Origin of the sequence: Rhodococcus globerulus NBRC 14531 (genome assembly GCF_001894805.1) — a bacterium.
Lineage (GTDB): Bacteria > Actinomycetota > Actinomycetes > Mycobacteriales > Mycobacteriaceae > Rhodococcus_F > Rhodococcus_F globerula.
On the sequence record NZ_BCWX01000002.1, the window covers coordinates 879,671 to 891,188 of the forward strand.

An 11,518-nucleotide genomic window follows, 5' to 3' on the forward strand; every position below is an offset into this window, starting at 1 on the left:
CCGTGCCTAGGCTCGAAACAACTGGGCCGACGCACTGGGCAGGGGCCTGCTCTGGAGTTCGCATGACGACTTCACACAGCCCTTGGGCAGGGTGGGCAATCGCCGCCGCAGTAATGACCCTCGTCATCGCCGGGTGTTCATCGTCGATCGACACCACCGGACCGACCGTGCTCACGACGTCGACCATCGACAGTCGAGGGGGGATCCCGCGCGGCTATCCGACCGAAACCGACGTCACGTCGCCGTTGGTGATCTCGGCGCTCGGGCCGAATCCGATCCCTGTCACCGGGACTGACGGAATGCTGCACGTGGCCTACGAGATCGAAGTGCTGAACTTCTCACCGCGGCCCGCGACCATCACAAAGATCGAAACGCTGGCCGGGGGACCGGACGGGACCGTCGTATCGACCCTCGATCAGGGCCAAGTATCTGCGCGTTCGATTCTGGTAGGTAACTTTTCCTGGACGCCGTTCACCGAGATCCCGGTGGGGCGCACTGTGCTGATGGTGCTCGACGACGAGTACGAGAGCCCTGACGATGTTCCATCCGTAGTGACCCATCGACTGACTGCGACGTTCGGCCAAGCAACGCCGGAGGACGCTGCCAGTGCTGCGCGATATCCCGATAACGTCGCGCAGTTCGGTGGAACAGTTATGACCAGCACAGACTTGCCGGTGGTTATCGGTCCTCCATTAGCCGGCGACAGTTGGGTGGTCGGGGACGGTTGCTGCGGGCTCTCGCAGCATCGCGCCGGGATGATGGCGGTCGGTGGCAGGATCAACGGCACCGAGCGATTTGCCGTCGACTGGCTGAGGATCAACCCGGATGCAGTCCCGCTCAGCAGGTCTCGTGGTGACGGATCGAAAAATGAGGACTACTTCGCCTACGGCGCGCCTCTGCTGGCGGTGGCCGACGGCACCGTCGTGGCTGTCGTCTCGGGCGAGCAGGATCAAGTGCCGCAACAAGTTCCGAAGGACATGCCGTTCGATCAATTGGGTGGCAACTACGTCATCATCGACATCGGCAACGGAAACTATGCGTTCTATGCCCACCTGAAACCGATGTCGGCGACTGTGAATGTAGGGGATCTGGTGACCACGGGTCAGGTGATCGGGAACCTCGGCAACTCGGGCAACACCTCAGAAGCGCATCTGCACTTCCATGTGTCACGGGCGGCGGTGCCGCTGTCCGGCGACAATGTGCCCTACGAGATCGACAGCTTCACGTTTGTCGGATCGGCAGATACCGGCGCTCTCGTCGAGGGACCGAACGAGGGCGACCGCACCGACCAGTTGCCGCTCGACGGGGCAGTCGTCAATTTTCCGCCTGTGCCCTGATTTTCAGACTTTCTCGGACATCAACCTTCCATCCGCTCGTGTCGGTCTACTGTGAGTCCATGGGGCGAAGGGGCAGACACGCTGCAGTATTGCTGTCGATCGGGACGTTGGCGCTGACCGGTTGTGTGTCCAATTCAGATGATCCGAAAACCTTTGCTGCCGTGGTGACCGTCATCGGGGACGCTGAACGAGCCGATCCGGATTCCGGACAGTGCATCGTCGGAACAATCCCGGTGGCGCCGAACGACACGATATTCGTTGATGGAGGAAGCGGCGCCGCATCGACAAGGTCTGTGCTCGAAGTCGATTCCGTGGAACAGAATCCCGATGGCACCGGTACCTGCGGGTATGTGGCGCGCTTCGATGCCATCCCCGCGAATCAACGCAATTACTCACTCACGGTCAGCAGTTCAGCGCCCTACGCGGGGAGTTTCACGTCACCGGATTTCACCGCGGACGAACTAGCGAAGGGCGCGACATTCCATCTTCATGCGTCGACTCCTGAACCATGATCAGACCCGCGAGCCGGTGGCGCCTGTGATGTCAGTCTGGCCACTGCCACGGTGGGATACTGCGGATCATGAATTGGAAGAGTCCCACCGAGACAGGATGGTCTGTGCGTATCGCGGCGGACCTCTCGTCCGTCGCGATATTCGATCCTGCCGGAATAGTGCGCGCCGAACTCTTTCCAGCCGCAGGCGACGAGTTCAACGCGCATTTCGGCAGGTTGAAGCGGGAGACGCTGGCCGAACGGATCGATCGATTCGGCCCCGCGCTGACCAAGGGTACGCCCGCGACCTTACGATTCCCGGACGGTACCGCTGTGAGCGTTACGGACGAGAAGCGTCATGGGATGCGGCGCAGGAACAAACTCTGCGAAGTTGCGGTCGCTGGGCGTCACTACCGGTTCGAACATTCCTCAGGTCGTAAGGCAGTAGCGCGGCGCGACGGAGACGAGTTGGCTCGGTACGTGCGTGCGCGTGGACTTCGTGCGATCGAGGTGTCACGCAAAGGTTCGTCCGCGACGGACGACATCGACGAGTGCGTGCTGACGCTGTTTCAGAAGGTCATCTTGCCGGGGCGTGAAGGTGCATTCGGCGAGATCATGTCCGCCCTCAGTATCTGAACATCTGGCGCATCGTCGGACAGTTGAGACAACTCGACGAAGCGCTTGCCTGTCCAGGCTCCGAATCCCTTCCCTGCGATAGATTTTCGGCAGCCCCGCCAGTGCTACCTTCGCTGCACCTGTTCGAGGTTGTTTCACGGAACAGGCTGTCAAGACATCCTTAGCCTAGGTGGGTGCGCACACGGAAGGCGTCCGATCAGATCCCGGCAGCGTTCGGGTCAATTTCCTTTCCCGAATCGCACCTGTGCGATAAGCTGCGCTTTGGCAGCAGTTCACAAGCATCCTGGGCTGCGGTACTGGCGCTGGCCATTCTGGCGGAACTCTCGAGCGCGTACTCCCTGACAGCGAGCGGATCGCTGCGTTCCATTACTCACTTTAACTGGCACAGGGTGTCTTGGCTTGACCAACCCTACAACAGAATCGAGTGAAATCTTATGTCCATCAACACAAGTACTATCGGCACGGAGCGTTCGATCATCGAGAACATGCTCGACCAAAGCCGTGAGGCATTGATCGAGGCCGTACGAGGCCTGTCTGAAGCTGACTCCCGCCGACGGCTCGTCGCCTCGCTGACGACACCGATCTCGTTGATCAAGCATGCCGCTGCCGCGGAACGGATCTGGTTTCAACGGATTTGGGCAGGACTCGATGAATCCGAATGTGATGGATACTCGCGTCGCGACGAGGGCACCTTCGCTGTCGCCGACGACGAGTCGCTGGCAGATGTCATTGCGGAATTCGAGCGCGCCAGCCAACGATCACGGGTGATCGTGTCCCGTTTCGACCTTGACGACAACGTGGACAACCCGCGCGAGGGAAAAGTCAGCATGCGATGGACACTGCTTGCCATGACCCAAGAGTTCGCCCGGCACGCAGGTCACGCCGATATCCTTCGTGAACAGATCGAAAAACCCATTCAGTGACAGCCGAATTCGTGATTGAGTACCGCTGCGCAACTTGCGCAGTCATCGGAGCTACTGACGGAAGTTCCGTTCTTCGCCAACCGTGCGAAGTCTGCGGCCTTACGCGCTGCAGACATACGCGTCGAGCGGTCGAAGTTCGTTATCCGAGTGTTCGTTCGAACAATGTGACGCTCAACGAGTCTGCGTCGAAATCGCGTCGACCAACCTCGCGGAACCCGCACCGCCCGTAGTAGTTACGCAGCGCGAGATTTCGCTAATCAGCAGGGATCGGCCGGCGCTGACGTCGCGGGATACACAACCTCGGGTTGGGGTCACATCCACGTCATCTACCGAGACCCCACCAATGACTATGTCAACAGTGTTACGCAGCAGGAAGCTTCCGGCATGGGCGGCGGGGGAGCGCCGGCAGGGTCGATGGGCACCCGCCGAACGGCGGCTGACACTGTGAATTGAGCGTTAGCAGGGGATCACTCACGCCCTCGCTTCCGGCCCTATGTAACGTCGACCGTTATGTGAGTGTTAGCCTACGCTAACCTAAATCCTGACGTGATGGTGAGAACCCACTCACCACGCAACGGCCTCAACGAATTGGGCCATCAGGAAGACCCGAGCGCCTAACGGAGACGACGCGATGAGCATTCAGACGGACTACGACCTCGATGAGTCGAGAGACGAGGACGTCGGTCGCCATCCACAAACCGCCGCGCCGCGCCGCGGCGTTCATTGGCCGACCGTTGCGGTTTCCGCGTGCGCGGCAATGGTTGTCGGAGTAGCTATCCCCGGGCTCGTTCTGTTCGGTATGCAGCTCGGTGACCAGGAACGTCAGGTGGTCGTGACCATGGCTTCACCGGCGGGGGCCGGCACTGCGGACACGACGGCCGCTGCGGCCAACAACGGCGTCACGGTGCTCGAACCTCAGGTTCCGGCGCCGGCGGCCGCCCCCGCACCTGCAGCGTCGGCCGCGGTCAGCGCCCCGGCAGCGGGCGCAGCACCTGCCTCGCCCAGCGCTCCGGCGGCGAGTGCCGCGCCGGCGGTTGCATCGGCACCCGAGGGGCCGTCGACGCCGGACGTCGCCGAACTGAACAGTCAACTCCAGCGCGGACTCAACTCGGCGACAAGTGACGCGGAGGTCGCTTCCGCGCTCGAAGGCGGCGCAGCCGGCGTACCCACCGTGCGCGCTGTGGGAAGCGCCTTGAACATCGCGGCCGGAATCTACCGCTGGGATCTCACGGACCCGGTCACGGTGACCGACGAGGTGGCGCGCGCCCAGCTCGTGACGTCGTTGCCCGGCTCTGCGCCGGGACAAGCGACCCTCAAATGGTATTGGATAGACGGGCAGTGGAAATTGAGTAACGACAGTCTTTGTTTCTTGGCGCATCGCGCTATGGCCACGTGCACCGTCCCGGGTAATCCCGGCGGACCGAATGGACACCCGCTGTGAAGCGCGCGCTCTCCGCCGCATTTGTTGCCCTCGCACTTCTCCTGACCGCGTGCGGCGGGAACTCCCTCGACACTGCCGAGGGGGAAACAGTCACCGTCACCGGCAAATTCGGTGAAGCCCAGGTACCACTCGGCGCCGAGCGGGTGCTCCCGTTGTCGCCGCAGGACGCGGACATGGTGATCTCGATGGGTGTCGCACCCATTGCACTGCCCACCGATACGAACATTCTCGTCTCGACAAACGGCGTCGGGGCGTGGCCTTGGCAGGTCGATGCATTGGCCGACATGGGGTATCAGGTGTTGCCGCCGAACCCCGGTGGTGGCGTCGACGCGCTGTTGTCCGCCGGTGACAAGGAGATTCCGACACTGCTGTTCGAGGGTGACCCGCAGTCGTACGTCGAACAAATTGTGGCCCTTGATCCCGACGTCATCGTTGCAACGGGGCAATGGAGTCTCAATGAGCGTGCCTATGAGCAGCTTTCGAGCATTGCCCCGGTCGTGCATTTCGATGAACAGGCAAACGTGGAACCGTGGCAGGGCTCGACGCGCAAGATCGGCAAAGCACTCGGTCGAGAGGATGAAGCGCAGGCCGCCGTCGGATCGGCCGAAGCCGACCTGGTCGCCGTCCGCGCAGCGCATCCCGAATTCGAGGGCGTGAATTTCAACGCGGTGATCGGAGATCTGAACGGGCAGCTGTACATCCTCGCCGGTGAGGATCGCGGTATCGGAATGCTCATGAAGGACTTGGGTTTCCAACTGACCGACTGGGCGCAGACAGTGCCGACCGATGCTGACGGGCGAGGAGTGATCAGCTACGAGTATGTCGCCCAACTCGACACCGACATCGCGGTTGTCATCTCACCAGCGGGGGACATCGACTACATGCGCGACAACGAGCAGTGGCGCAATCTGTCTGCAGTCCAGCGCGGATCGGTTGTGTCGATTGCCCGCAACTCCGGAGTGCCGAATGCCCTTGGATTTCCGTCCCCGATTTCGCTGCCGTGGGGAGCGGACCGAATCACCAACGCGCTGAGTACCGCAGTATCACGCACTTCGTGAGCTGAGCGGACGTGAATCTCCAGGTGTAGACAGCGCGTCGTAGCCCCGAGTCAGGGGAGTCGTCTCGCTTGCAGCCACATCGTCGGAAGGGTTGGCAGAGCATCTGCCAGCCCTTCCGTTTTGTGGGAAGAGTGGCCAGGTTCAGCTAGATCAGATTGGCGAATTCCCTTTGGCGGAACGTTTCATTCGCAAAGTCAAATAGTCAGTGGACGACGGAAACATTTAATTTACCGAATATATTTCGGAAGTTCGATCGACCCAACGCACACCAGAAACCGACCACGTCACCAACCGTTCACTCACCTCGCAACATCTACGAGAAGGGGGTTGGCCGTCAGAAAGACCCGAACCCCACGATGCCGGCAACATCATCAGGGTTGAACCGGTGAAGCATCACTGAATTGTTCTCGTTGCCGCCGACGGTGGTGACAATGCCGGCGTCATTGCGGAGCACGATGTTGACGTGCTGCCCGAAGGGGCTGGAATCGTCGTACAGAATCGTGTCGCCGGTCTTCAGTCGATAGTCCTGACCGAGCGGCACAAATGTTCCGACGGATTCGTAGTACTCCTGCAATGTGTAGACGCCGGGGATTCGCCACGAACCGGAATTGGGGTTCGAATACGGCATGCCGATTTTGTTCATATTCCAGCTGACAAAGTCAGCGCACCAGGATTCTTCGACACCTTCGGCATACGTGGTGCCGGGTGCACCGGATTCCCATTCCTTCTCGAGTGTCGCCAGTAGTTCACTCTGTGACTGACTGAGTGTGCTGCGGTCGAGGGTGGGGAAGGCGTCGAGTGTCTCGCCGGCAAGCGCGTCGTTGCTACGCGTGACCCACCAGAATCCGCCGGCGATGACAATTGCCAGCACGGCGCAGAATCCGACCAGAACCACAAACGTGGATCTGGTCGGATTCTTGTCTGCTGACATCACGCCACAATAGCGAACAATCGGTTTCTACTCGATCGGCGCTGCCGAGCGGTCGATAGTGGTGGCCAGCGGCTTCTCCTTGACGAAGAGCAGGAGGATCACCGCTGCGACTACCAGCGGAACGAGGTACATGAAGATCGGGGCGAGCGCGTCGTTGTAGGCGCCTACGATGATTTCGCGGATTTGATCCGGCAATTTCCAGAGGATTCCCGGAGTCAACGAGTTCTCTTCACCGCCGACACCGCCGCCGCCGGCTGGCAACCGCTCCGCGAGCAGATTCGACAACCGGGATGCGAAGAGGCTGCCGACGATCGCGCTACCCAATGAGGCGCCGATCTGGCGGAAGAAGTTGTTCGACGCTGTTGCGGTGCCGACTTCGGCTGCGGGGAAGGTGTTTTGAACGATCAGGATCAGGATTTGCATGACCAGACCGAGACCGACACCCATGATCGCGATATAGATTCCGAACACGACAAGTGAGGTCGACGGAGTCAGCCTGGAAAGTAAGACCAAAGAGACGGCGACGATGGACGTGCCGACGATCGGAAAGGCTTTGTAGCGCCCGGTCTTGCTGACGATCTGCCCGGAACCGATCGAGGACACCAGCAGTCCCGCCATCATCGGAATCATCATCAGGCCGGCTTCGGTGGCGTTCTTGCCGGTCACCATCTGAATGTAGGTAGGAAGGTAGGCGAGAGCGCCGAACATCGCGATGCCGATGATCAGTCCGGCGGTGGTGGTCAGTACGAAGTTGCGCTCCGAGAACAGGTGCATGGGAATGACAGGTTCGGTTGCTCGTCGCTCGACCATGACAAAGGCAATTGCGCTGACGATGCTGCCGATGATCAGCCCGATGATGACGGCCGAATCCCAGTCGTAAGTGTTGCCGCCCCACGTCGTGAACAGGATCAAGCAGGTTGCCGAGGTTGCAACCAGGATCATGCCGGGGTAGTCGATGGACGGCTTGCCAAGCTTGGGCTTGGGTAGATGCAGGAATGCCGACGCACTGGCTATCGCGAGCAGACCCAACGGGACGTTGATCCAGAACGCCCACCGCCAACCGATGCCTTCGGTGAACCAACCGCCCAGGAGTGGGCCCGCGACCGACGCGAGGGCAAAAACGCCGCCCATCGCGCCCATGTAGCGGCCGCGCTGCCGGGCCGGAACAACGTCGGCGATGATGGCCTGCGACAGCAGAATAAGACCGCCGCCGCCGAGTCCCTGAACTGCCCGGCCGGCGATGAGCGTGGTCATGTCGTGGGACAAACCGCCGATTACAGAACCGACGATGAAAATGCTGATCGCACCGATGAACAGCCCTTTGCGGCCGATCAGATCGCCCATTTTTCCGTAGACCGGCATCATGATCGTCGACGCCAGGATGTATGCCGTTGTCACCCACACCATGTGGTTGACGCCGTTCAGTTCGCCGACGATGGTGGGCAACGCCGTGCTGAAGATCATCTGGTCGAGGGATGCCAGAAGCATCGTGATCATCAGGCCGACGAACACCAGGATGATGGATCTTTTGTCCGACGTGGTGTCGGGTTCGTCTGCGCTTGTGGGTGCAGCTTCTCGAGTGGACATAGGGCTCCTTGGTGACGAGAGCGGTAGACGAGCTAGTGGGCGGACCGCAGGATGTGGGCCATCAACGTCAATGCGGGATCCACGAGTTCGGCTCGCGGACGATCTCTTTCGCTTTTCTGCCAGGCACGAAACACGTATCGCATCGAGGCTCCGGCGATGATCACGGTGGCGGTGGCCTCATCGGCCGCCGCCATATCGGCGGGTAGTCGACCATGGGTTGGTCGTTCGAGTAGTTCCTCCGTGAGCATCCGGGTGAGCGTGTCCTCGAGTTCGTGGAACGTGGCCAGATGCTGTTGGAGCAAGGTCGGGTGTCGCTCGAACAATTGGCGTCGGTGGACGAGGAGATCGGGTCGTTCGTCCATGATCTTCATCGCTTCGGCGAAGACGGCCAGCGCTCCGTGGAGGGGGTCGTTCGGGTGGGCGTCGAGTAGTTCCGAGATCACCTCTGTGGGCGGGACGACTATCGCGATTCCGCCGATCGCTGCGTCCTTGGTAGGGAAGTAGTTGAAGAATGTGCGCGTGGACAGATCGCAGGCTTCGCAGATTCGTTCCACAGTCACTTCGTCGTAACCCAGTTCCAGCACGAGTTCGACGGCGGTGCGTTCGATCAGTTCGCGTGTCGCAATTCGCTTACGTTCTCGAAGGCCTAGTGTTTCGCTACCCATGCCTTCAATAATTGCACAGAGTGCAAACTTTCATCGAGTGCAAAATATTTACCAATCACTGGTTATGAAGTGCAAAAGTCGAGCCGAGGGGGCGGCGGATAGGCTGATCGCGTGGAAGACACCTTGCCGCCGTGCCCTGAATGTTCCAGTGAGTTCACCTACGAGATGGGTGCGCTCATGGTGTGCCCCGAATGTGCACTCGAGTGGTCGACGGAAGACTCGGCCGCCGAAGAAGATGGCGTCATCAAGGACGCCGTCGGAAACGTACTCACCGACGGTGACACCGTGACGGTCATCAAGACACTCAAGGTCAAGGGCAGCCCCACCGGCATCAAATCCGGCACGAAGGTGCGAAACATCCGTCTGGTCAAGGGGATCGGTGATCACGACATCGACTGCAAGGTTGACGGTATCGGCCCGATGCAGCTGAAGTCGAGCGTCGTCAAGAAGGTCTGACGAACCCCGTCAACTCCGGGGTGCTCCGCTCGCGATTCGGGATCGCTCGGCCATGCCGTCACTTTTCACGATCACGTACACCAGCCCCGACACGAAGGGCACGAGGAGCAGGAAACACACCCAGAGTGCGCGCATCCACCCCGATGTCTGACGGTCACGGAACAGATCGGCGCTGATCTCGAACAGCAGTACCAGGTAAGACAGCAGCGCGAGAGAGATGACGCCGAGCCAGAAGACCGTCCAGAAAGAATCCATGTCTCGCGCTCCCGGGATCAGTGGTCGGTCGAGTGGTTGGAGTTCCCACTTCGGCTGCGGAATTCGTTGACGGCAGCTTCGATGGTCGGGAAGAAATGCGTCGCGTCGAATCGGTCGCCGACGCCGAATCTGATGAGTTTGTCTTTGATCGGCCCCTTCATCTCGGCAAACGCCAGCCGGATACCTTTGCCTTCGAGGTAGGTGTCGAGATCGACCAACTCGTCGACTGCGGTGGTATCGAGGCCGGTAATCGGCTCTGCTGCAATGACTACCCATTCGACGGGCGCCGGCGCATCGGCGACTACGGAGCGTACGTACTCGTCGAAGATCTCACCGTTTGCGAAGAAGAGGGGAGCGTCGAAGCGCACCAGCACCAGGCCGGGAATGCGCTGTCCATCTGGATGTCGTTCGACGTCGTGAAATCCCGGTAGGTGTGCGATCTCCACGAGTTCGGTGCGATGTGGCTGCCAGACTTGCGCTACCACCGCGACAAACGACAGGCCGATCGCCACGAGAATGCCCTGGAGTACTCCGACAAGCGCAACGCCGAGGAAGGCTGCGACAGCGAGGCCGAACTCCACGGTGCTCATGCGCCACATCCGGACCATTCCACCCACGTCGATCAGCGCGCAGGCCGCGACGATGACCACGGCTGCGAGTGTTGCATCGGGTAGGTACGCGGTGAGGCCTGGGGCGACGAGGACAAAGACCAGCACGGCGAGCGCGCCGACAACACCTGCCAATTGTGTATGGGCGCCGCTTTGTTCGGCTACAGGTGTTCGTGAGCCGCTCGCCGAGATGGGGAACCCGCCGAACAGTCCACCTGCCACATTGGCGACGCCGATTGCCTTCATTTCGGTGCTGCCGTTCACGTCTTCACCGTGCCGGGCGGCAAAGGTCCGGGAGAGAACGCCGGTGTCGGCAAATGCGATCAGAGCGATACCGGCCGCAGGTCCGATCAGGTGTCCTACGTCCTGCCAGCTGACGCCTCCCACGGAGGGCAGAGGGAGACCTTCAGGGAGAGCACCGACCATTCCGATGTCATCCGTGAGACCGGCCGCGGCGGACAAAATGATTGCGCCGACGACGGCCACCAGGACTCCGGGGACAACGGGGACCCAGAGTCGGAACGCGACGATGACAGCAAGCGACCCGATTCCGACCGCGGCAGCAACGGGGTCGATGTCCCCGCCTGCCACGGACTTTCCGATCTCACCTATTTCGCCGAGCAGTCCGGACGCGTCAACGGAGAACCCCAGCAGTTTGGGAATCTGACCGATAACAACCACAAGCGCAATGGCATTGAGGTAGCCGAGTCGGATGGGTTTCGAGAGCAGCTCGGTGACAAAACCGAGGCGCAGGAACCCCCCGATCAGGAGGATGAGCCCGACGAGGATGGCCAGGACGCCGGCCAGGGCAAGTGCGTTGTCTTCATCGCCGACGATCGCCAGTGGCAGGATCGCGGCGGCGATAAGTGGCGCGAGCGACGAGTCAGGCCCCAGGACAAGGATTTTCGACGGTCCGACGAGTGCGTACGCGAGGAGCGGCACGATGGTGGCGTACAGGCCGGCGTATGCCGGGAGGCCAGCAGCTTCGGCATACCCCATGCCCGCGGGAATCAGCAGGGCTGTGAGGACAAGTCCGGCGGTGATGTCCGTACGCAGCCATTCGCGGTGATACCCCCGGGCCGTTGCGATCCCAGGCAGCCGACCCAGCCCCTTTGTCCACGACATATCGCG

12 protein-coding genes and 1 pseudogene are annotated in these 11,518 nt (G+C 60.9%); 8 read left to right on the forward strand and 5 right to left on the reverse strand.

Annotation, left to right across the window (positions count from 1 at the left end):
* The first annotated feature begins 62 nt into the window (after window positions 1–62).
* From RG2_RS12695 to RG2_RS12725, 7 genes and pseudogenes are all read left to right on the forward strand, one after another.
* Window positions 63–1,337 carry a M23 family metallopeptidase gene (locus tag RG2_RS12695; RefSeq protein WP_033236157.1) on the forward strand — a complete coding sequence of 425 codons (1,275 nt, stop codon included), beginning with the start codon at window positions 63–65 and terminating at the stop codon, window positions 1,335–1,337.
* 59 nt (window positions 1,338–1,396) lie between these two features.
* Entirely contained in the window at window positions 1,397–1,849 is a 453-nt protein-coding gene (locus RG2_RS12700; RefSeq protein WP_051730691.1) for a hypothetical protein, read from the forward strand.
* 68 nt (window positions 1,850–1,917) lie between these two features.
* The gene (locus tag RG2_RS12705; protein WP_033236158.1) at window positions 1,918–2,463 is read left to right on the forward strand and encodes a hypothetical protein; all 546 of its coding nucleotides are present in this window, start codon (window positions 1,918–1,920) and stop codon (window positions 2,461–2,463) included.
* 434 nt (window positions 2,464–2,897) lie between these two features.
* Window positions 2,898–3,386, forward strand: a complete 489-nt coding sequence (locus RG2_RS12710; protein ID WP_033236159.1) for a DinB family protein — start codon at window positions 2,898–2,900, stop codon at window positions 3,384–3,386.
* Window positions 3,387–3,632: 246 nt separating this feature from the next.
* A pseudogene (locus RG2_RS32285) lies at window positions 3,633–3,839 on the forward strand (hypothetical protein); the annotation flags it as partial.
* A gap of 178 nt (window positions 3,840–4,017) precedes the next feature.
* Window positions 4,018–4,827 carry an MTB12 C-terminal domain-containing protein gene (locus RG2_RS12720; RefSeq protein ID WP_033236160.1) on the forward strand — a complete coding sequence of 270 codons (810 nt, stop codon included), beginning with the start codon at window positions 4,018–4,020 and terminating at the stop codon, window positions 4,825–4,827.
* Window positions 4,824–5,885, forward strand: coding sequence for an ABC transporter substrate-binding protein (locus RG2_RS12725; RefSeq protein ID WP_033236161.1), 1,062 nt, complete (start codon window positions 4,824–4,826; stop codon window positions 5,883–5,885). Before RG2_RS12720 ends, RG2_RS12725 begins: the two co-directional genes overlap by 4 nt.
* Before the next feature lie 334 nt (window positions 5,886–6,219).
* Here the strand turns inward: RG2_RS12725 and RG2_RS12730 are convergent, their stop codons facing one another.
* From RG2_RS12730 to RG2_RS12740, 3 genes are read right to left on the reverse strand one after another with little or no spacing between them, the layout of a single operon-like run.
* A complete protein-coding gene (locus tag RG2_RS12730) occupies window positions 6,220–6,816 on the reverse strand; it encodes a CHAP domain-containing protein (RefSeq protein ID WP_106939785.1) in 597 nt (198 codons plus the stop codon).
* Between the two features lie 27 nt (window positions 6,817–6,843).
* A complete protein-coding gene (locus tag RG2_RS12735; RefSeq protein WP_033236163.1) occupies window positions 6,844–8,403 on the reverse strand; it encodes an MDR family MFS transporter in 1,560 nt (519 codons plus the stop codon).
* Between the two features lie 32 nt (window positions 8,404–8,435).
* Complete coding sequence (locus tag RG2_RS12740) at window positions 8,436–9,068, reverse strand: TetR/AcrR family transcriptional regulator (protein WP_033236164.1); 633 nt, start codon at window positions 9,066–9,068, stop codon at window positions 8,436–8,438.
* 111 nt (window positions 9,069–9,179) lie between these two features.
* Between RG2_RS12740 and RG2_RS12745 the strand changes: the two genes are divergently transcribed.
* Window positions 9,180–9,524: a zinc ribbon domain-containing protein YjdM gene (locus RG2_RS12745; protein WP_033236165.1), complete on the forward strand. Its 345-nt coding sequence runs from the start codon at window positions 9,180–9,182 to the stop codon at window positions 9,522–9,524.
* Between the two features lie 9 nt (window positions 9,525–9,533).
* Here RG2_RS12745 and RG2_RS12750 read toward each other — a convergent pair whose 3' ends face one another.
* Both RG2_RS12750 and RG2_RS12755 read right to left on the reverse strand, forming a co-directional pair.
* Window positions 9,534–9,779 (reverse strand): PLDc N-terminal domain-containing protein, encoded by a 246-nt coding sequence (locus RG2_RS12750; protein WP_033236166.1) that lies wholly within the window; start codon window positions 9,777–9,779, stop codon window positions 9,534–9,536.
* A gap of 17 nt (window positions 9,780–9,796) precedes the next feature.
* A complete protein-coding gene (locus tag RG2_RS12755) occupies window positions 9,797–11,512 on the reverse strand; it encodes a SulP family inorganic anion transporter (protein ID WP_033236167.1) in 1,716 nt (571 codons plus the stop codon).
* Window positions 11,513–11,518 lie beyond the last annotated feature (6 nt).

Excerpts from the sequence above, each read along its gene's own strand:
- RG2_RS12700 (WP_051730691.1), top strand. The coding sequence starts at position 1,397 with ATGGGGCGAAGGGGCAGACACGCTGCAGTATTGCTGTCGATCGGGACG.
- RG2_RS12755 (WP_033236167.1), bottom strand. The coding sequence starts at position 11,512 with ATGTCGTGGACAAAGGGGCTGGGTCGGCTGCCTGGGATCGCAACGGCC.
- RG2_RS12735 (WP_033236163.1), bottom strand. The coding sequence starts at position 8,403 with ATGTCCACTCGAGAAGCTGCACCCACAAGCGCAGACGAACCCGACACC.
- RG2_RS12710 (WP_033236159.1), top strand. The coding sequence starts at position 2,898 with ATGTCCATCAACACAAGTACTATCGGCACGGAGCGTTCGATCATCGAG.
- RG2_RS12705 (WP_033236158.1), top strand. The coding sequence starts at position 1,918 with ATGAATTGGAAGAGTCCCACCGAGACAGGATGGTCTGTGCGTATCGCG.
- RG2_RS12730 (WP_106939785.1), bottom strand. The coding sequence starts at position 6,816 with ATGTCAGCAGACAAGAATCCGACCAGATCCACGTTTGTGGTTCTGGTC.
- RG2_RS12720 (WP_033236160.1), top strand. The coding sequence starts at position 4,018 with ATGAGCATTCAGACGGACTACGACCTCGATGAGTCGAGAGACGAGGAC.
- RG2_RS12740 (WP_033236164.1), bottom strand. The coding sequence starts at position 9,068 with ATGGGTAGCGAAACACTAGGCCTTCGAGAACGTAAGCGAATTGCGACA.
- RG2_RS12750 (WP_033236166.1), bottom strand. The coding sequence starts at position 9,779 with ATGGATTCTTTCTGGACGGTCTTCTGGCTCGGCGTCATCTCTCTCGCG.
- RG2_RS12695 (WP_033236157.1), top strand. The coding sequence starts at position 63 with ATGACGACTTCACACAGCCCTTGGGCAGGGTGGGCAATCGCCGCCGCA.